The organism is Paenibacillus sp. TC-CSREp1, from assembly GCF_050171015.1.
GTDB classification, from domain to species: domain Bacteria; phylum Bacillota; class Bacilli; order Paenibacillales; family Paenibacillaceae; genus Paenibacillus; species Paenibacillus silvae.
This window is the reverse complement of record NZ_JBNOKM010000002.1, coordinates 436,639-455,753: the sequence shown is the minus strand read 5'-3', so window position 1 is coordinate 455,753 and position 19,115 is coordinate 436,639. Positions and strand designations below refer to the sequence as shown.

The 19,115-nt window shown below is 46.4% G+C and carries 18 protein-coding genes; 12 read left to right on the top strand and 6 right to left on the bottom strand.

Annotated elements, in window-relative coordinates; genetic code table 11:
- Window positions 1-59 precede the first annotated feature (59 nt).
- From ACQSGY_RS04530 to ACQSGY_RS04515, 4 genes are all read left to right on the top strand, one after another.
- Window positions 60-830, top strand: coding sequence for an ABC transporter ATP-binding protein (locus tag ACQSGY_RS04530; RefSeq protein WP_188592301.1), 771 nt, complete (start codon window positions 60-62; stop codon window positions 828-830).
- The gene (locus ACQSGY_RS04525; RefSeq protein WP_427050836.1) at window positions 805-2,766 is read left to right on the top strand and encodes an FtsX-like permease family protein; all 1,962 of its coding nucleotides are present in this window, start codon (window positions 805-807) and stop codon (window positions 2,764-2,766) included. Before ACQSGY_RS04530 ends, ACQSGY_RS04525 begins: the two co-directional genes overlap by 26 nt.
- Before the next feature lie 206 nt (window positions 2,767-2,972).
- Window positions 2,973-4,055: an AI-2E family transporter gene (locus ACQSGY_RS04520; protein WP_427050835.1), complete on the top strand. Its 1,083-nt coding sequence runs from the start codon at window positions 2,973-2,975 to the stop codon at window positions 4,053-4,055.
- Window positions 4,056-4,172: 117 nt separating this feature from the next.
- The gene (locus ACQSGY_RS04515; protein ID WP_253298886.1) at window positions 4,173-4,568 is read left to right on the top strand and encodes an Asp23/Gls24 family envelope stress response protein; all 396 of its coding nucleotides are present in this window, start codon (window positions 4,173-4,175) and stop codon (window positions 4,566-4,568) included.
- A gap of 67 nt (window positions 4,569-4,635) precedes the next feature.
- Here ACQSGY_RS04515 and ACQSGY_RS04510 read toward each other — a convergent pair whose 3' ends face one another.
- Window positions 4,636-5,472 (bottom strand): AraC family transcriptional regulator, encoded by an 837-nt coding sequence (locus ACQSGY_RS04510; protein ID WP_427050834.1) that lies wholly within the window; start codon window positions 5,470-5,472, stop codon window positions 4,636-4,638.
- Window positions 5,473-5,684: 212 nt separating this feature from the next.
- Here ACQSGY_RS04510 and ACQSGY_RS04505 point away from each other — a divergent pair, with 212 nt between their 5' ends.
- From ACQSGY_RS04505 to ACQSGY_RS04490, 4 genes are all read left to right on the top strand, one after another.
- Window positions 5,685-6,689 (top strand): aldo/keto reductase, encoded by a 1,005-nt coding sequence (locus ACQSGY_RS04505; protein ID WP_427050833.1) that lies wholly within the window; start codon window positions 5,685-5,687, stop codon window positions 6,687-6,689.
- Between the two features lie 158 nt (window positions 6,690-6,847).
- The gene (locus ACQSGY_RS04500) at window positions 6,848-7,216 is read left to right on the top strand and encodes a cupin (RefSeq protein ID WP_427050832.1); all 369 of its coding nucleotides are present in this window, start codon (window positions 6,848-6,850) and stop codon (window positions 7,214-7,216) included.
- Between the two features lie 103 nt (window positions 7,217-7,319).
- Entirely contained in the window at window positions 7,320-8,933 is a 1,614-nt protein-coding gene (locus ACQSGY_RS04495) for an acyl-CoA synthetase (protein WP_427050831.1), read from the top strand.
- Window positions 8,934-8,969: 36 nt separating this feature from the next.
- Window positions 8,970-10,214 (top strand): aminopeptidase, encoded by a 1,245-nt coding sequence (locus tag ACQSGY_RS04490; RefSeq protein WP_427050830.1) that lies wholly within the window; start codon window positions 8,970-8,972, stop codon window positions 10,212-10,214.
- Window positions 10,215-10,377: 163 nt separating this feature from the next.
- On the opposite strand, the gene ACQSGY_RS04485 is transcribed toward ACQSGY_RS04490, so the two are convergent.
- Window positions 10,378-10,854 (bottom strand): AraC family transcriptional regulator, encoded by a 477-nt coding sequence (locus ACQSGY_RS04485; protein WP_427050829.1) that lies wholly within the window; start codon window positions 10,852-10,854, stop codon window positions 10,378-10,380.
- 232 nt (window positions 10,855-11,086) lie between these two features.
- Here ACQSGY_RS04485 and ACQSGY_RS04480 point away from each other — a divergent pair, with 232 nt between their 5' ends.
- Complete coding sequence (locus tag ACQSGY_RS04480; protein ID WP_427050828.1) at window positions 11,087-12,253, top strand: leucine-rich repeat domain-containing protein; 1,167 nt, start codon at window positions 11,087-11,089, stop codon at window positions 12,251-12,253.
- Window positions 12,254-12,489: 236 nt separating this feature from the next.
- Here the strand turns inward: ACQSGY_RS04480 and ACQSGY_RS04475 are convergent, their stop codons facing one another.
- A complete protein-coding gene (locus ACQSGY_RS04475) occupies window positions 12,490-13,122 on the bottom strand; it encodes a nitroreductase family protein (protein ID WP_188592293.1) in 633 nt (210 codons plus the stop codon).
- A 141-nt stretch (window positions 13,123-13,263) separates the two neighbouring features.
- Between ACQSGY_RS04475 and ACQSGY_RS04470 the strand changes: the two genes are divergently transcribed.
- Window positions 13,264-13,503 carry a hypothetical protein gene (locus ACQSGY_RS04470; protein ID WP_216513731.1) on the top strand — a complete coding sequence of 80 codons (240 nt, stop codon included), beginning with the start codon at window positions 13,264-13,266 and terminating at the stop codon, window positions 13,501-13,503.
- Between the two features lie 128 nt (window positions 13,504-13,631).
- Here ACQSGY_RS04470 and ACQSGY_RS04465 read toward each other — a convergent pair whose 3' ends face one another.
- Together ACQSGY_RS04465 and ACQSGY_RS04460 are read right to left on the bottom strand one after the other, a co-directional pair.
- Window positions 13,632-14,408, bottom strand: a complete 777-nt coding sequence (locus ACQSGY_RS04465) for a M15 family metallopeptidase (RefSeq protein ID WP_427050827.1) — start codon at window positions 14,406-14,408, stop codon at window positions 13,632-13,634.
- 659 nt (window positions 14,409-15,067) lie between these two features.
- Window positions 15,068-15,430, bottom strand: coding sequence for an iron-sulfur cluster biosynthesis family protein (locus tag ACQSGY_RS04460; protein WP_427050826.1), 363 nt, complete (start codon window positions 15,428-15,430; stop codon window positions 15,068-15,070).
- A 236-nt stretch (window positions 15,431-15,666) separates the two neighbouring features.
- Between ACQSGY_RS04460 and ACQSGY_RS04455 the strand changes: the two genes are divergently transcribed.
- Complete coding sequence (locus tag ACQSGY_RS04455; protein ID WP_145402520.1) at window positions 15,667-16,275, top strand: DUF1349 domain-containing protein; 609 nt, start codon at window positions 15,667-15,669, stop codon at window positions 16,273-16,275.
- Between the two features lie 489 nt (window positions 16,276-16,764).
- Here the strand turns inward: ACQSGY_RS04455 and ACQSGY_RS04450 are convergent, their stop codons facing one another.
- Window positions 16,765-17,235 (bottom strand): SET domain-containing protein, encoded by a 471-nt coding sequence (locus ACQSGY_RS04450; RefSeq protein ID WP_427050825.1) that lies wholly within the window; start codon window positions 17,233-17,235, stop codon window positions 16,765-16,767.
- A gap of 190 nt (window positions 17,236-17,425) precedes the next feature.
- Here ACQSGY_RS04450 and ACQSGY_RS04445 point away from each other — a divergent pair, with 190 nt between their 5' ends.
- The gene (locus ACQSGY_RS04445; RefSeq protein ID WP_145402518.1) at window positions 17,426-18,982 is read left to right on the top strand and encodes an ABC-F family ATP-binding cassette domain-containing protein; all 1,557 of its coding nucleotides are present in this window, start codon (window positions 17,426-17,428) and stop codon (window positions 18,980-18,982) included.
- The last annotated feature ends 133 nt before the right edge of the window (window positions 18,983-19,115 follow it).

The window sequence follows — 19,115 nt, the reverse complement described above, 5'->3', positions numbered from 1 at the left end:
AAAAGAGAGAAAGTAACGAGAATGAAGAGAGAAAGTAAAGAGATAAAGGAGTTGTACGTATGGAAATATGCTCTGTCACACAGATCAGCAAAATTTATAAAGGTATCGTATCCTATGAGGCCTTGTCAGGGATTGACCTCAGCATTCAGGAAGGGGAATTCGTAGGCATTATGGGGCCATCGGGCAGTGGCAAAACGACGCTGCTGAACATGATCTCGACCATTGATCATCCCACCTCGGGAGAACTGCGGATTGCTGGACAAAATCCGTTTGACCTGAATTCAGATCAGCTTGCATTGTTCCGGCGCAGAGAATTAGGCTTTGTTTTTCAATCCTTCAATCTGCTCAATACGTTGACGGTAAAGGAAAACATTATGCTTCCCTTAACATTGGACGGTGTTTCCGTTCGGGAGATGAACGCCAGGGTGTCAGAGCTGGCAGCCAAGCTTGGCATCGAAGGTATTCTGGATAAACGAACGTATGAAATCTCGGGCGGGCAGGCACAACGTACAGCGATAGCCCGAGCGTTGGTTCACTCTCCCAAGCTGATCCTGGCGGATGAGCCAACAGGTAATCTGGATTCCAAAGCAGCCAAGGACGTGATGGAAATACTGGAGCGGCGCAATCGGGAGGATCAGGCTACCATGCTGCTGGTAACACATGATGCTGTCGCAGCCAGCTATTGCAGTCGAGTCGTCTTTATTAAGGATGGCAAGTTATACAATGAGATTCATTACGGAGATAACCGGGCGGCCTTTTATCAGAAAATTATAAATGTGCTGTCCCTGATGGGAGGCTCCGGACATGAATTTTCGCCAGTTCGCCATTAACAATGTCGTTCGGAACAAACGGATTTATCTGGCTCATTTTCTGAGCAGCACGTTTTCGGTGATGATCTTTTTTATCTATGCCCTGTTGTTATTTCATCCTGATCTGAAGGATGGTTTGAAGGGCTCCTCACAGACGGTGACGGTGCTTGCCAATCAAGGTCTGATGATTGCCGAGATCATTATTTTCATATTTTCCTTCCTGTTTTTGCTGTATTCGGTCGGTTCGTTTCTAAAGACTCGGAAGAAGGAATTTGGTATTTTCCTGATGCTGGGTATGACCCGGAGACAGATGAATCGGCTTTTGTTTATGGAAAACATGTGTATTGGCATAGCTTCGATCGTAGCGGGCATCGGGCTTGGCCTGATTTTCGGCAAACTTGTTTTGTTAATCTGCGGTTCCATGCTGGCTGTAGAGAACAGTCTGAGATTTTATTTTCCACTAAAAGGCATCGTTCTGACCGCAGGGGCATTTCTGCTGCTCTTTGTGATTATTGCATTATGCTCATCGCTGCTGATCCGCAAGGGGACGTTAATCGAGCTCGTGAAATCGGAGGAAAAACCGAAGCCTGAACCTAAGGCATCACGCTTGCTTTCGCTGCTCTCGGTTGTATTAATTGGTGGAGGATACACAGGGGTATTTATTTTTGCCTGGGGTTCGTATATTTTCCCTTTGCTTTTTGGCAGTGTGCTTAGTGTCATTGCAGGTACGTATCTATTGTTTACACAGCTTAGCGTGTATGTCATTCGGGCACTGAAAAGGAATGAAGGGTTATTTTTACGTAAAACCAATCTGCTCCTTCTGTCCGAGCTTACGTATCGCATGAAGGATAACGCGGTAATGTTTTTCATGGTCAGTGTCATCTCTGCCTCGGCGTTTACGGGCATCGGCAGCATGCTGACTATAGGTGATCCAAGGCTGTCTTCCATGACCAATCCGTATGCGTTTACCTATGTGAATTCAGGCGATACGGATTCAGCTGTCGTTGATCGTCATATGCGTAAGATTGAAGAGACGCTCGTTGATCATGAAGTTCCTTATGTGAAAGGCAGTTACCAGTTGCTTTATGAGAACAATAACAACTACATCATAAAACTGAGTGAATATAATCGTCTTGCTAAAGCACTTGGTTATGAAGAAAGGGTGCTGGATCGCAATGATCTGGCGTTTAATACAGCACCCAATATTGCTGCACGCAAAAAACTGTTAGATACAAAAGAGGACAGTTACCCATACTCCGCTGATTTGTATGTTGGTGAACAGCATGCACAAGTGCAGATGCTGCCACCGGCAACCGATATTGTGATTCCGATTGATAGTGAGACTGGTGTCTACATTGTTTCTGATGACATGTATTCAAAAATTCGAGAGGCATATATTGCAGAGATCGGGATGGATGTTGATTTTTACTCCAATCAGACCACATTTTTTGTAGTAAAAGACTGGATGGCGACACGCAGTTTTGCTCCGGAATTGCTTGATTCGATTCAAAAGGACCCTCCGGAAAAGGGATATGTTGACTTCAGTTCTCTAGTCGTAGACTGGCTGAATAACAAACAGACCAATGGCATTATTCTGATTGTCAGCGGTTTGATTGGTATTGTTTTCTTCACCTTTGCTGCGAGCTTCACTTATTTCAGACTTTATGCCGACCTGGAGCGGGATGAGGCACAGTATCGTATGATTGGTAAAATGGGGCTTAGTCGGCTTGAGCTGCGCAAAATCGTAACAAGACAGCTCGTGCTCATGTTTTTCCTGCCGCTTCTGGTGGCATTGATTCACAGCTCGGTGGCATTTGCGGCGCTCTATCAGCTGGTTCAGTTCTCTGTTCTGGAACACAGCCTTCAAATTTTTATGGTGTTTGTCTCGATGCAGATTATCTTCTTTGCACTGGTACGCTGGCGCTACCTGCGTCATATGTATTCGAAGCTGGTGTGAAGCTACTGTGTAAAGTAGAAATTTAACTTATGCGTTTCACGCTTTTTATCAGCCTTGGCCGGCAGGTCGGGGCTTCTTTTTATTTTTAAGTAAGAAAGATTTAAGATAGAGGGGGATAGTAGGAATGGAGGGATCTGATATATAGTAATAATAATAGAGAGAATAATGATTCATAGAAGAGGAACAGAGATGTGGAGGGGAAACGATTGTTTAAAGGCAATTCTTTTGTCAGGTTCAGTATTGCACTGGCCCTAGTATTGGTTAATATCTATTTATTATCCCGAGTGAGCTTTATCTTTCAGCCGCTGGTTACGATGGTGACTGTGATTACCGTGCCGATGATGTTATCTGTATTTTTTTATTATTTGCTGCGGCCGCTCGTGAATTACATGGAAAAGTTAAAATATCTCAATCGTACATTAAGTATTCTGCTGATCTACATCGTAGCTGTTATGCTGGGTGTAGCATTTATCGTAGGCTTGTGGCCGTCTCTGCGGGAGCAGCTGGTAAATCTGGTGGAGAACGCTCCAAATCTGCTGCATTCCCTTAGTCTGCAATTGCAACAATTGGAGCAGAACGGAGCGATTCAAGCGCTGTTTCCGAATGGCTCTACTCCATTGTCCCAGGTTACAGAGTATGTGAATAAGGGCTTTACGTTTGTAACCAACTATGTGAGCGGATTTATTTCGCTGATTTCCAGCTTTGCGATCATCCTGTTTACTTTTCCGATTATTCTTTTCTACATGCTGAAGCAGGACAGGCTCTTCGGTCGCAGACTGATCAACATCGCTCCCAAACGTTTCCAGAAGGACAGCCGCGAAGTGGTCCTTGAGATTGATCAGGCCCTGAGTGGATTTATAGTGGGTCGCGTGCTCGTCAATCTGGCCTTGGGTGTGCTGATGTACATTGGCTTTTTGTTTATTGGCTTGCCATATGCCCTGTTGCTCACCGTGGTGGCGGTCATTATGAACTTTGTGCCGTTTATTGGAGCCATCGTCTCCTCTATCCCGATTGTCATCATGGGTCTGGTCGTATCGCCGTCGGTTGCCCTCTGGTCACTTGTTATCATCCTGGTATCCCAGCAGATTCAGGATAATCTCGTTGCGCCATACGTATTCGGTAAAAAGCTGGATATCCACCCGCTGACAACGATTATTCTTGTTCTGGGTGCCGGGGATTTGGGCGGAATTATCGCAATTCTCATTATTATTCCGGTATATATGATTGTGAAAATCGTGCTGGTTCGAATCTATCAGATGTTCATTAAGGAAAAGTGGCAGAATGCCTAGTATGCTTTGTAGACCCGATAGGGGTAGAAATGTAACTGCTCGCAAACCGTGGTAGAATAGAAGAGAAGGCATCCATGCTTGCGTATTAAAATTAAAAGATCATAAGGAGATGAACTTATGTCTGAAATTATCGAAACAAATGCTCCGGAAGCGGAATATATTGCACCTCCAGTTCAGCTGGGAACCATCCATATTTCCAATGATGTGGTGTCCAAAATTGTGGCTATGGCTGCGCAGACGACGGAAGGCGTATCATCCATGTCTGTCGGTTTGACGGAAGGGCTTGCCAAAAGCATCAGCGGCAAGAGCATGCAAAAAGGGATTGACGTACATATTCAAAATGATGAAGCGTCGATTCAACTGCGCATTAATGTGCAGTATGGCCGCAAAATGCATGAAGTGTGCCACGACCTGCAGCACAATGTACAGCAGGCCGTTGAGCAGCTGGCAGGTGTGATGGTAAAAGAGGTTAAAGTACAGGTTGTAGGCATTGCCATGCCTGACAATGTGTAAACGTGTCATTGGTTTTGACTACGTGTAAATGTGTTCCATTTCAAGCAGCAGCTTCTTTGTAGATAACCTACATAGAAGCTGCTGCTTTCTTTTTGCGATAATGAGTTGGAGCTTCGCCCATAACCTTTTTGAACATTTTGGAGAAAAGAAGCTGGTCTGTATAACCGACGGAACGTGCGATATCACCGATGCTGAGGTTCAGATCCATCGTTAATTCGGCTGCTCTGCGCATGCGGTAATGCACAAGATAAGATTGGATGCTGCTGCCGATTTGATCCTTGAAGAGTGAGCATAAATAACTGCGCTGTAAACCGATATGCGAGGCAATGGATTGAACCGTGATTGCGTTGGCATAGTTCATTTCAATAAAATCCATCACTTGGGTAACGTATAAATCTTTGCCATGCTCTGCAGCGGTCTGCAAATTTTCGTTATGCGCATGATCGATCAGAATAGCGAAAAACTGATACAGCCATCCCGTCAGGCTGATCTCCCAGCCCTTGTGGGTTGTGCGGGAATGAATCATTCGGTGCAGACAAGAGCGCATCTCATCGTCTTCGTCCCCAAGATCAAAGATCGGCTGCTGCTCAGTTAAACAAGCCTGCTCAAGAAAGGAAGAACTATGCGTGCCTTGAAAGGCAACCCAGCTGTACTCCCACGGATCATGAAGATCGGCCTGATAATGCACAACAGAGTGAGGCACGATGAGGAAACCCTGGCCCTTGCGGAGATGATAGGTCGTACCCGCTGCTTCAAACGTGCCTTTGCCGTTCAATACATAGTGAATCTTATAATAATCTCGCATGGCTGGGCCGAAGTGGTGGCCAGGGGTGCAAGCCTCTGTTCCATAATGAAGCAGCTGCAGCTCCTGAAAATGAGTGTTTTTGAACATATACGTAATCACGAGTTTCACTCCTGTATGTGAGAGTTGATTCTTGCATTTTAACATATATGATTGTTAGAGTGTTGCTTTATTTAAAGACTGAAATAGATGATAACGATCATTTTTCTATATCATTGTAGCGATAAACCATATCGTTCCCCTGGCAAAATGGCTAAGATATAGGGGTATCAACGGATCAACCAACCTTACAGAAAAGAAAAGAGTGAATAACGATGCCCTATATTGCAAGTGAACAACGATATGATGACATGAATTATGCACGCTCAGGGAAGTCCGGCATTAAACTGCCGCAGATCGCGCTTGGCTTATGGCAGAATTTTGGAGGCAACCGCACGCTTGATATTCAGGAAGAGATGATTTTACGTGCATTCGATCTGGGCATTACCCATTTTGATCTGGCGAACAACTATGGTCCGCCCCCGGGCTCAGCGGAAGAGAACTTCGGTGTGATCTATCACAAACATCTGCGTCCTTACCGGGATGAGCTGCTGATCTCTTCCAAAGCAGGCTATCATATGTGGAGCGGTCCTTATGGCGAGTGGGGTTCCCGCAAAAATCTGATTGCCAGTCTGGATCAAAGCTTGCGGCGTATGGGACTGGACTATGTCGATATTTTCTATCATCACCGTCCGGACCCGGAGACACCGCTGGAAGAAACGATGACGGCACTGGATCATATCGTACGGCAGGGGAAAGCGCTCTATGTGGGCTTGTCCAACTATAATGCAGAGCAGACCCGGGAAGCGGTGACGATTCTGCGTCGTCTGGGCACGCCATGTCTTGTTCATCAGCCGAACTATTCAATGTTGAATCGCTGGATCGAGGACGGACTGCAGGATGTGCTGCACGAGCAAGGTGTAGGCTCCATTGCCTTCTGTCCGCTTGGGCGCGGGCAGCTAACCAATAAATATGTGGACAAGATCAAGGCGGAACGAGCGAATCCAACAGGTAATCTGAAGCCAGAATCGTACACCGATGAACGCATCGCCAAATTCGAAGCGCTGCAGGCGGTGGCCGAACGGAGAGAACAGACAATTTCCCAGCTTGCACTGAACTGGGTGCTGCGAGGGAATCGGGTAACGTCTGCGTTAATCGGAGCCAGTCGGGTCTCTCAGATTGAAGAAAATGTAGTCGCGCTCAAGGCACCTGAACTCACAGCTGAAGAGCTGAACGACATCGAAGCTGCCTTGGCTGGAATCGGTAATTATCCTTGGTAATTGAATAGTGAGAATAACGAGCACCTTTTCTTTGGGAGAAAAGGTGCTTTTTTTGTATTTTGTTTTGAACAGAGGAAGAAGGTCTGAGGAAGAACTGGCGCTGGTGCCGGATTATCTTTATACTGGAATAATTCGCCACTGGAGAGGGGAACGATGTAATGCAGATCTATCGTTTTGATCAGGAGAGCGGCAAGCACATCACGAAGTTCGATTCTGATTTTGTGATGTCTCGTATCATTCAGACGAGCGAGAACGCACATGTAGGCTGTATGCATCTGCCGGTTAATGGTGTTGTCGGGTACCATGAGGCGGTCTGCCCGCAGCTGATGGTAATCGTGTCGGGAGCAGGACAAGTGAGAAGCGGGCACAACTCGGCTGTACATGTGAAGGCAGGAGAAGCTGTTTTCTGGGAAAAAGGGGAATGGCATGAAACCAAATCGGAGACGGGTTTGACGGCGATTGTAATTGAGAGCGAGGTGTTAACACCTTCCGCATATATGCCAGTGAGAGCGGAAGATTCGGAATGAGTTCGTGAAACAGAGCATTGCTCCCTTTTATAAAAAAAGTTATGTTGTTCATAGTACCTGGTCCTAGGATTTAATGTATAATATAAAGATGCTATATATTTGAATGACAAAGGAGAGGCTCCATGTGAATTTTGAACAATGGATTTCGCCTGAAACCTATAACCTGACATCCGAGATGGAGAATCACCCGCCAGACCGGATTGCACTTAGATGGCTCAGCGATCAGAAGGAAGTAGAAGAAATTACGTACGGTGAATTATTGAAACAGGCTAACCGTCTGGCCGGAGGGCTGCGTGAGCTTGGACTGGTGAAAGGTGATCGGGTGCTGGTCATGGTACCACGCCGTATCATTGCCTATGTCATATACATTGCTTGCTTGAAGCTGGGCATTGCGGTCATTCCGTCATCCGAGATGCTGCGTGCCAAGGATTTGGAGTACCGTTTGCGGCATTCATCCGCTCGTGCAGTGATCGTATGGTCTGAAACAACAGCTGAAGTGGAAAAAATGGATTCCGATCTGCCAGCGCTTGCGCATCGCATCGTTGCATCTCCAAACGGAGACTACAACGTACCGGGGGCAGACTGGGTTAACGTGCATCAGTTGATGCAGAACCAGCCGGAAGAGATAACCGCTGTTCAGACACATCGTGATGATATGGCTATTCTGGCGTATACGTCGGGTACAACGGGTAATCCGAAAGGTGTTGTGCACAGTCACGGCTGGGGGTATGCTCACCTGCGAATTGCATCGTCATTATGGCTGGACATCCAGCCGTCGGATACCGTATGGGCAACAGCCGCACCCGGTTGGCAAAAATGGATCTGGAGCCCATTCCTGTCCGTGCTCGGCAGAGGGGCTACAGGTCTGGTATACAACGGCTCATTCCAGCCGAAGCGTTATCTGGAGCTGATGCAGGAGCATCAGATTAACGTGCTTTGCTGCACGCCAACGGAATATCGTCTGATGGCCAAGACGGATGATCTTGGACATTATGATCTATCCCATCTGCGCAGCGCGGTATCTGCGGGAGAACCGCTCAATCAGGAAGTGATTGAGATATTCCAGAGGCATTTCGATCTCACGATTCGGGATGGATACGGGCAGACGGAAAGCACGCTGTTAATCGGCAGCCTGAAGGATGCGCCTGTGCGTATCGGTTCGATGGGACAGTCGATTACACCGGGCCTGATCGAGATTATTGGTGAGGATGGCCAGCCGCTGCCTGCGGGCGAGGTTGGAGATATTGCAGTGCATAAGGACATGCCAGCCCTGTTCCGTGCGTATTATCAGGATGAAGGACGAAAGGAAGCAAATCAGCGCGGTGAATATTTTGTCACAGGTGACCGGGCGAGCAAAGACGAGGAAGGGTACTTCTGGTTTGAGGGCCGAAGTGATGATATTATCATCAGCTCGGGGTACACCATTGGTCCGTTCGAGGTAGAGGAAGCACTGATGAAACATGCCAGCGTGAAGGAATGTGCCGTCGTGGCAAGCCCGGATGAGATTCGCGGCAATGTTGTCAAAGCTTTCGTTGTGCTGAGAGACGCGTCCCAAGCATCGACAGAGCTTGCACATGAGCTGCAAAGACATGTGAAGGAATGGACCGCACCCTATAAATATCCGCGTAAAATTGAATTTGTGTCGGATCTGCCCAAGACCAATTCAGGCAAGATCCGCCGTATAGAACTTCGTGAGCAGGAAAAACGCAACGCATAGCATATAGAAACTAATTCAAGCAGGAGTGAATAACATATGAGTTCATTTGAGCAGTCTTTTGCAAAATCATTGGAGCAATACGCTGAACTGGTGGTCAGAGTAGGTGTCAACATTCAGAAGGGACAAGACCTGCTGGTGACAGCTCCTGTAGAAACACTGGAATTTACCCGTCTGATTGTTGAAAAGGCGTACGCTGCGGGAGCGAATTATGTACAGGTCGATCTGGAAGACGACACAATTACACGCAGCCGGTTTGAACACGGATCGGACGACAGCTTTGACTATTATCCTGCCTGGAAGGGCGACATGATGGAACGATTCGCCGAAGCTGGCGGGGCTACGCTGACGATCAAAGTACCGGACCCGGATCTGTACAATGGCATCGAAGCCACCAAAGTGTCACGTGCTACCAAAGCAGCAGCAGAAGCGCGCAAAGGATATGCCAAATACACACGTAACCATGAGATTAGCTGGTGTCTGATCAAGGCGCCAACGAAGGCGTGGGCGAACAAAGTATTTGCCGATATTCCTGAAGAGGATCGCATTCGTGTGATGTGGGATACCATTTTCAAGATGAATCGTGTGGATGGCGGGGATGCTGTACAGAACTGGAGAGAGCATCTGGAAACGCTGACCAAGATGAGCGAATTGCTGAATCAGAAAAATTACAAGAGCCTGCACTATCGCGCACCAGGAACCGATCTGAAAATTGAACTGGTGCACAATCATATCTGGGGCGGCGGCGGAAGTGAAAACAAACAAGGGGTATATACGGTGCCGAACATGCCGACCGAAGAGGTATTTACGATGCCCAAGCGCAGCGGCGTGAACGGTTATGTGAGCAGCACCATGCCACTGAACCTGAACGGGCAGCTGGTCGATCAGATGCGTATTACGTTTAAGGATGGTCAGGTTGTTGCATACACAGCGGCTTCAGGTGAAGAGCATTTGAAAAATCTGTTTGCGACAGACGAAGGCGCGCGTTATTTGGGCGAGGTGGCACTGGTGCCGCATCATTCCCCGATCTCCAATCTGAACCGTATTTTCTACAATACCGGCATTGACGAAAATGCATCCTGCCATCTGGCGGTTGGAAGTGCCTATCCGTTTAATATGAAGGATGGTACAACGATGTCCAATGAGGAACTGCTGAAGCATGAATGCAACGTCAGTCTAACACATGTCGATTTCATGATTGGTTCGGCGGAGCTGGATATCGACGGAGAGCTGCAGGACGGCACAATTGAACCTGTATTCCGCAAAGGGAACTGGGCATTTTAAGGAATGACGATAGGAAAGTGACTTCGAATTCGAAGTCACTTTTTTGTTATCTTGATTTGCTGGCTTGCATACGGAGTGGGAGTGGATGTCTTCTAATGAATGAAAAAGATATCCCGTTATGCGTATCCTCAAGTGAGGCAGCATCAACTTTTCAATAAAAGTATCAATTCGTTGTTATAGGAATACAAAGCTCACATAGATGCTGACCCAGCAGATGTGCACGATATCTCTCGATCATCGGTTTGCGACCCATCTGAATTCCCTTTGCATGAACATGTGCAATGATCTCATTCCAGGCATTCCGAACGCCTTCAGCCGTGTGCGGAACGATGCAGATCAAGTAGTGTCCTCCGGCAAAGGTACCTATGTGAATGGCAGGGTCATTTTCTTTTTTGAAATGATAATCGTGATCAAGCACAATACAAGCATCGTATCGGCAGTGCTGCGGGGGTGTTGATGATGGATCATCCTGAGGAATACCAAGCAATGTTGCTTGTGCGTCAAGCAAGTGATTTCGATCTGCCCATTGTTTAAGTTTTTCCATCGCCTTACGATTGGAGGGGCCATATGGTCCAACTTGACGCACATAAGCGATTGTGACGGAGGCAAGCAGTTCAACATACATCTCATTCAGGCTCACATATATCATCCCTTTTTATGTTAAGTGGCTTACTTGAAGAATGCTAACATGTTATAAAAATATTTGCATAATCTTTTTTGACAAATTGGATCAAACGTTGGCTACTAAGGCAAATGTAATACCAAATTGATCATTCCGTATCATTGAAAACCTCTTCTCTTGCCCATAGAATAGAATGCAGACAAGCGTTAATACGACTGAATAAGAAGTGGTGGGGGAGGAGATTTGGCCGATGAGTAGTGATATCACAAGTGCCTTTACAGATGAGCATTTCAGGCAGTACATATTAGAACAATTTTGTAACAAGCGAGAATATATTCAGGAACAGGACGTTTGTGAGGTACACGCGTTAGAGCTTCCCAAAGTGGGTATAAGGAGCCTTGATGGCATTGAATATTTCCGTGAGCTTAACATGCTGGATTGCTCATATAACGCGTTGACAAGCTTAAATATGGAACATAATCTGCGTCTGACAACGTTATTATGCAGAGAAAATCAGCTGCTTGAGCTGCACCTACAGTCTAATGAGGAGCTGGAGGTGCTGGATTGCTCCTTTAATCGACTGCGTAAACTGGATTTGTCACAGAATTACAAGCTGGAGTCGCTTGAGTGCCACTGGAACCAGCTGTCTAAAATCGATACAACGTCATTGAGGCAGCTTCAGAGACTCGCTTGCAGCTACAACACTCTTTTCTCACTGGATGTAACGAGTAATAACCAACTGGTGCACCTGGATTGTGCGAACAATGAGCTGATGCAGCTTGACGTAACAGGGTGTCCTGCTCTGCTTGAGCTGCGCTGTCACCATAACCACCTCAAAAGCTTGGACCTTAGCGGCAATCCGCTGCTGGAAAGCCTGCGCTGCTTCAACAATCATATCCGCGAGCTCGACTTGCGTCACAATACGGAATTAGCAGAGCTTTACTGCTCTGAAAATAAACTGAAATCGCTTGATGTCAGCCATAACGGCAAGCTGGAGAACATTCAATATGGGGATAATCTGATCGTTGAGCCCGATCATGAAGTTCAGGGGATGGGAACATTTCATTATGATAACGAAATGACCCTGTACTATATGGATTGGCGGGAGGAGGGACGGGAACTCCGTGTTACTGCCGAGATCAAGACCAAATCATCTATGGAGGCATTGTGTCCTTATATCGAAGCCGCATGGGAGCAGTGGCCGGAGTTGCGCGAACGTGCACTTCATGTCATCGGTAAGGCTAATCCTGATGAAGATGTAAGTGAGCTTGTGTTTGCTGATGCAGTATTTCAAGCGGATGGAAGTCTGAGGCTTGGCTTTGATGCAGGGGAAACACCTGGCGGACAGCTCTATATCTACGTGGAATTTGATGAGCAGCTTGAGCTTTCGGATGAATTAATCTACGAAATGTATTGAGCCGAGAATCCGCAGGATGGAGATCACATTAAGGTTCGCATAGGATGAGACGATGCATTTTGCAGACATTTCATGCAGGTGTAGAGCAAGAAGCAGAATTTGAAGAAGAAGCAGAAAAAGTAGTCGTCTATGTAGTAGATATATTATATGTAGTTGAATGTAACGCCCAAAAAAGCCACGGTTACGTGGCTTTTCTTATCAATTATTCGAATAACTTGATTCACTCACATCATCATTTATTCAGCGTTCATTTTATTAAAGCTGACATATTCGTGAATCGGCTTGCGGTATCCGCGCGGGCGCTGCTTGGCTTCCGACTTTTTGCCAATAGTGATCAGCATCGCTGGTACGTAATGGTCAGGAATGTTCAGGCTCCGCTGCAGCTCCTCGGCGTCAAAACCAATCATTGGACAGGTATCCCAGCCGCGATCTTGTGCAATCAGCATAAATTGCATAGCGGACAGGCTAGCGTTGCGGATTGCATCCTCACGTTGAAAAAATCTGCCCCGCGTTTCGTAGAATTCCGTCACACTTTGGGATTCCTGCTCATATTGGAATGGTGTCAATGCACCGAGATTGAGCAATCCCTCATTGATGGTGCGAATATGATGATGTGCGTTAACATCACCAAGCACCACGATCACTGCGGACGCCGTTTTCACTTTATATTGCTGGGAAGCTTCATATACTTTGTCCTTCTGATCTGCATCGGTCAAGACAAGGTAGTGTGTATGCTGCAAATTAAATGCAGACGGAGCAAATTTATTCAATGCAAACATGTCTTCCAGTTCCGATTCTGAAATTTCAATGCCTTCTTCAAAAATAACAGCTGATCTACGATTTTTAATTAACTGATCCAGTTCGCTCATGGTTGTTTCCCTCACTTATGTATAATTTGCTTGTTCCTAAAGTGAATATAGCATACTTAATTACTTTATGTAAGTATTATTTTTGAATAAGACAAGATGTGCTCGCCATACGCTAGAAATAAAAAACAGCCGAGGTGAGTCATGGAAGCATTGGTCCGCAGATTCAAGTCAGCATGGAATCATCAAGAATTTCGCGTATATGTAATCGAATCCTCTGCCGTTAAACGGTTTCTCGTAGTCGAATTCATACTGGGTTATCTTGTATACAAAATGGCCTTTTATGTGTGCCATAACGATTTGCTCGCAGGAGCAAGTACGTGGGCGGGAACCGAAGGCGTCAAACGGCTTCCGATGTTATTCCGGCGTATTGCCGGAGTTTAGATCGGAATTGGGAAAGGGGGCAGTAATTCCCCATCTTCCTGATTTCTTTTCCACATTTCTAAGTGTGTCTGGTAGCCGGCTGACATGGATCAGTCACATAAAATCCTGCATTGAGCAGCGATAATTTCTTATTTTGTCCGTTCCAGATACTGTTCCAGTGTCAGTTTTTGGCTGGTAATCTCCCCTGCAATGTATACCCCTACATAACGGACATGCCACGGTTCATAAGAGTACCCGGTTAATTTCTCCTGATCCTTGCCGTAACGGATAATAAAACCATACTTGTGGGCATTGGCTTTCAGCCATTTGCCTTCTTTGGTGTTGCCGAAGCTCTGCTGCAGGTCATAACCTGCTGACGCGCTGGAAATATCCATTGCAAGCCCGGTTTGATGCTCACTTTGCCCGGGGCGGGCGCTGGTTTTATTCGCTACAGCTTCACCTTTAATGCTGGCATTGCGGTCAAAAATTGATTTTTGGGTAGCGTATGAACGATAACCGGATACGGCTTTGATATCAACGCCATCTTTTTTAGCCGCGGCAAACAGCTTCTCTATAGCTGATGCAGCAACTTTACGCATTTGCTTTTTCGGACTGGAGCCGGAGAAGCTGAATGGAATGTTCGGTACAACCAGATCCTTGGGTTCATAGGTGGACGGCAGATTTCTTTTTTTATTCACAAGCACAACCGTGCTGGAGAGATTGGTTACGGTAGCCACACCTTTGCTGTTCGTGGTGACCGTACGGCTTGGCGCATTGTCATGCAGAAATTGTGAGAAGCTTGAGCTTGCGGCAGAAGCCACCGGAGTAAGGAACTGATTCATTGGAAGTGCCGTAAAGGCTGTGCCTGCAAGCACAGAGCCGATCAGCATCGTGGATATGATGGATTTACGAGTAAATGATGACATGTTGGATGTTCCTCCTTGGAATATATCAATCTATAAACCAAGTATACTTGAGGAATATATCCATAGGTTCTCCAAATGTTTCTGACTTGTAAACAATACAGCGGAGTGAGGTTGCACAAATCTAACGATTCCCAGAGACGCTATTTGCCGCTTTTTACGCGTTCTGAAATTCTAACGATCCCTGGAGAGCTTATTTGGGGAAAATAGCTCCATTTTCAACCGCGAATGCGGTTTTCAAGCGAAATAACGTTACTGTGAATCGTTAGATTTTCAATCGGTTCATTTTCGGCTAAATAAGGCTTCTGGGGATCGTTAGAATTTGGACACGTTGGACCCGATGTCGGATTCCAGTGTAGATGTTGTTATTATAACTGGTGAAGGTAATATTACGGTTATGGCGACTAACGCCGATGTAGATGTAAATGTAGATGTAGCCTAGATATAGTTATAGAAATTAGGTACATACAGATATAGATACAGATATAGATATAGATATAGATATAGATATAGATAATGTTAGCGATGCCGATGTAATTTATTGGTGCATGAAAGGTAGGAACAGGTACATTATGATGCATGAAAAGTAGAGAATAGATAAGTTATTGGTGCGTGAACATTAGAGATTGGTGCATGAAAAGCAGAGAATATACTGCTTCTATTTATAGGCTGCAAGCGTCAGAAGCGTTTGCTGTTCCAACAGCGACTGCACGCGCATCACGAAGTCTGAGATTGCTGCTGATCACACCGGAGTCACTACTCAATGTGTAGGCGGGATAGTTTGCCTGTGCATCCAGCTTCATGCTGGATTCGAGATTGAGCTGGTGCTTGGGGTCCACGTAGAACGGAACAAAATTCGTTTCAATTTGCTCATCCAGCGCAGCCGGTTCATCTACAATAAGCAGCACGACAACACCGTTGCATCCGCAGCCTTCCATATCGTAAAATACTTTGAAATATCCGGGCTGATCGTTCAAGCTCTCCGTTAAACGTTGGGCAGCCAGATCTGTAATTTGAATATGCATATCATTTCACTCCTCTATTGATGAACATTGTAGTCAGTTGGAAAATAAATGTTGCTTCTAGTGGTATTATACCACTTTGTCGAAAGTGAAAACATTGTTCACTCTTTCATAGTCTGAAGGCGAGGTGTTCCGTCAAATATGCCTGAAAGTACGAGGGAAGTCTAACCCAGATGTCGAATAGGTTATACATGCACAAACACGTATACATACAATAGAAGAAAGGGTGGAACAACACGATGTCATCCAATTTTGTTCAGCTTCATCAAGGAAAATGGACAACCGAGCCGGTTCATACCCGGCATGACGGAGAGTGCTTGCTTGTACAGGCGCAGGAGGGCAGTGATTTTTGGGAAGAGACGTTTTACGGCTTCTGCCATCGGAATGGACATGCGATGCTTGCTCCTTGGGATGGTTCAGAGGCAGTGGAGGTATCGTTTGATCTGAGTTCATTCACGGAGCTATATGATCAGGCAGGTTTGATGTTGTGGCATGCAGAGCATCAGTGGATCAAAGCCGGAGTTGAAGTGAACGATGGTGTTGTGCATGTTGGGGCTGTAGTTACAGACCAGTTTTCCGATTGGTCGCTGTCTCCTGTACCGGAGTGGGGAGGACGGATTGTAACGATTCGCGCTTCGTACCATCAGGAGTCCGTTGTCATTCGCGCGCGGACGGATGAGCATCCATGGCGTACGATACGTGTGGCTAGATTTGCTTATCCTGAGCACAAGCAGGCAGGACCATTCCTTTGCTCGCCCAAGCGAGCGGGGTTTGAGGTTGCTTTTACAAGATGGGCCTATACTGCACCTGATGAAGACCTGCATACCGATCCACCGACTTGTGATTAAGGGCGTGTCTTGAAACCTGCTGAGGTTTATCTTTTATCCCCTTTTTGCCTCAGCTTACGTCCATTTGCCTTGACGTACCCCGGCACGCCTGCGGGAAAAGCGGGAAAATTCCTTGTTTGGAACGGAAATTCGGTAGAATTGGCTTTCTTCAGCGTTTTCAGACATGCCCTAAAGACAGGTTTGATGTTCTGGAGAAAATGAAATCCTGCGGCTCAAGGAAAAGAAGCGGAATCGTTGCGATTTCCACCAATGATTGAATGGTATTCCAAGGGATGTTGATGAATTTCCATGCAGATAAAGCAACGAATTTCAAAAGACTCCCCACGCAGACAAAGAAGCAAGTTCCCCTGGGAAACTTGCTTCTTTTCGTACCATTCGTACAATGCACTTGAGTGGCGTGTATAAGTGGATACATGTGTGGATCATGTGCGTATCAGCTATCAAGTTCAAGTATGAGTTTCTTTTGCTACCTCTCCTTACACTTCCCGGTTACTTCTTCCCGGAGTCTTCATCCGGTTGTTCGCTCTTAGGCGACTCTTCCGTTTCTTCCTGCTCCTGCATCTCCCGCATACGTTCTTCATAATCATCCAGGAACCACAGCGGGTCCATGTTATCTTCCTCACCGTTATAGTTAATGAGAATTTCCTCACCAGCCTTGATATCGGTATAGGCATAGAAATCAAAGGTGTGATTTTCAAAATTAATATCGTACGTGGCGTTAGGCTCATACGAATGGTTGATCAAGCTGCCGTAACCCAGCAGGATGGCGGTATGATTGGCACCGTATTCGAAAACGTAATCCTCCAGAATGGTTTTCTCAATATGCTCGTGATCTTCATTCGGATAAGGCACAACGGGTGCCTGGTGGATTAACTGGCCTTTGGCAATATCAACTGTGGCGAACACCCCGCGGTTAAATTCACCGCCGTCGCCCAGCCTGGACTGTCTTACTTCAATCATCGCATTCACCTGATGCTCTCACTGGAGAGCTCCGTTCTATAATAATGGTTGCATTTCAGCTAAGGCAAAATTTTACCCTATACGCAGGCATAAGGCAAATGCAACTATTTTAAAATAGGGCGTTGAGTTGTGCGGGAGATAACGCTTATAATATACAAAGAATTAAGTCTATATAGAAAAGGTGCCATGAATGAGTATATTAAATGTAGAAAAATTAAGTCACGGTTTTGGTGACCGTGCTATCTTTAACGATGTGTCATTCCGCCTGCTCAAGGGTGAGCATATTGGTCTGATCGGGGCGAATGGCGAAGGTAAATCCACCTTCATGAATATTATTACAGGCAAGCTGCAGCCGGACGAGGGGAAAGTGGAATGGTCCAAACGGATGCGTGTTGGCTATCTCGACCAGCATGCGGTGCTGAGCAAGGGACAATCGATTCGCGATGTACTGCGCAGTGCATTCCAGTACCTGTTCGACATGGAGCAGGAAATGAACGAAATGTATGGCAAAATGGGCGATGTTACGCCTGAAGAGCTGGAGCAGCTCTTGGAGGACGTTGGTACCATTCAGGATACACTGACCAACCAGGATTTTTACATGATCGATGCAAAAGTCGATGAAACCGCACGTGGTCTGGGCTTGACCGATATCGGTCTGGACAAAGACGTCAACGATCTGAGCGGTGGACAGCGGACCAAGGTTCTGCTCGCCAAGCTTTTGCTGGAAAAACCGGATATTCTGCTCCTGGACGAGCCGACCAACTATCTGGATGAACAGCACATTGAGTGGCTGAAGCGTTACTTGCAGGAATATGAGAATGCCTTCATTCTGATCTCACACGATATTCCATTCCTGAACAGCGTAATCAACCTCATATACCATATGGAAAATCAGGACCTGACCCGTTATGTGGGTGACTACAACCATTTCCAGGAAGTATATGAGATGAAGAAGCAGCAGCTGGAGTCGGCGTACAAGCGTCAACAGCAAGAGATTGCCGATCTGAAAGACTTCGTAGCGCGGAACAAAGCCAGCGTAGCCACCCGGAACATGGCGATGTCCAGACAGAAAAAGCTCGACAAGATGGACGTTATCGAACTGGCCAAAGAGAAACCGAAGCCACAGTTTAACTTCCGTGATGCCAGAACATCCGGCAAGCTTATTTTTGAAACCAAAGGTCTTGTGATCGGATATAACGAGCCGCTGTCCAGACCGCTGGATCTTCGTATGGAGCGCGGGCAGAAGATTGCACTTGTCGGTGCCAACGGTATCGGTAAAACAACACTGATGCGCAGCATCCTGGGTGAAATCCAGCCTTTGGAAGGAAGCGTTCAACGCGGTGAAAACCTTGAAATCGGTTATTTCCAGCAGGAGATGAAGGATGCGAACTACAATACTTGTATTGAAGAAATCTGGCAGGAGTTCCCTTCCTATACCCAGTTTGAAGTACGTGCCGCTCTTGCGAAATGTGGACTTACGACCAAACACATTGAGAGCAAGGTTGCTGTCCTCAGCGGCGGCGAAAAAGCCAAAGTACGTCTGTGCAAGCTGATCAACAACGAAACTAACCTGCTGGTGCTCGATGAGCCGACAAACCACCTGGATGTCGATGCGAAGGATGAGCTGAAACGTGCACTGCAGGCGTACAAAGGCAGCATCCTGCTGATCTCGCACGAACCGGAATTTTATCGCGATGTCGTGACAGACACTTGGAACTGTGAGTCGTGGACAACCAAAGTATTCTAATCGGGCAAGCGGTTGAGCAAAAAAGCAGCTTAGCAAAAGTATAAGTAGGTTTAGCGAAAATAAAACTGCTTAAAAAATAGCTATATTATAACGAGGACGCGTATTTTACTTGCTAACAGCAGGTGCAATACGC

Bases quoted from the DNA above. Each gene is read 5' to 3' on its own strand.
- ACQSGY_RS04515 (WP_253298886.1), top strand. From the start codon at position 4,173: ATGTCTGAAATTATCGAAACAAATGCTCCGGAAGCGGAATATATTGCA.
- ACQSGY_RS04450 (WP_427050825.1), bottom strand. From the start codon at position 17,235: ATGATTGAAGTAAGACAGTCCAGGCTGGGCGACGGCGGTGAATTTAAC.
- ACQSGY_RS04500 (WP_427050832.1), top strand. From the start codon at position 6,848: ATGCAGATCTATCGTTTTGATCAGGAGAGCGGCAAGCACATCACGAAG.
- ACQSGY_RS04460 (WP_427050826.1), bottom strand. From the start codon at position 15,430: ATGCATATTCAAATTACAGATCTGGCTGCCCAACGTTTAACGGAGAGC.
- ACQSGY_RS04530 (WP_188592301.1), top strand. From the start codon at position 60: ATGGAAATATGCTCTGTCACACAGATCAGCAAAATTTATAAAGGTATC.
- ACQSGY_RS04455 (WP_145402520.1), top strand. From the start codon at position 15,667: ATGTCATCCAATTTTGTTCAGCTTCATCAAGGAAAATGGACAACCGAG.
- ACQSGY_RS04505 (WP_427050833.1), top strand. From the start codon at position 5,685: ATGCCCTATATTGCAAGTGAACAACGATATGATGACATGAATTATGCA.
- ACQSGY_RS04480 (WP_427050828.1), top strand. From the start codon at position 11,087: ATGAGTAGTGATATCACAAGTGCCTTTACAGATGAGCATTTCAGGCAG.
- ACQSGY_RS04470 (WP_216513731.1), top strand. From the start codon at position 13,264: ATGGAAGCATTGGTCCGCAGATTCAAGTCAGCATGGAATCATCAAGAA.
- ACQSGY_RS04490 (WP_427050830.1), top strand. From the start codon at position 8,970: ATGAGTTCATTTGAGCAGTCTTTTGCAAAATCATTGGAGCAATACGCT.
- ACQSGY_RS04445 (WP_145402518.1), top strand. From the start codon at position 17,426: ATGAGTATATTAAATGTAGAAAAATTAAGTCACGGTTTTGGTGACCGT.
- ACQSGY_RS04525 (WP_427050836.1), top strand. From the start codon at position 805: ATGAATTTTCGCCAGTTCGCCATTAACAATGTCGTTCGGAACAAACGG.
- ACQSGY_RS04475 (WP_188592293.1), bottom strand. From the start codon at position 13,122: ATGAGCGAACTGGATCAGTTAATTAAAAATCGTAGATCAGCTGTTATT.
- ACQSGY_RS04495 (WP_427050831.1), top strand. From the start codon at position 7,320: ATGACAAAGGAGAGGCTCCATGTGAATTTTGAACAATGGATTTCGCCT.
- ACQSGY_RS04465 (WP_427050827.1), bottom strand. From the start codon at position 14,408: ATGTCATCATTTACTCGTAAATCCATCATATCCACGATGCTGATCGGC.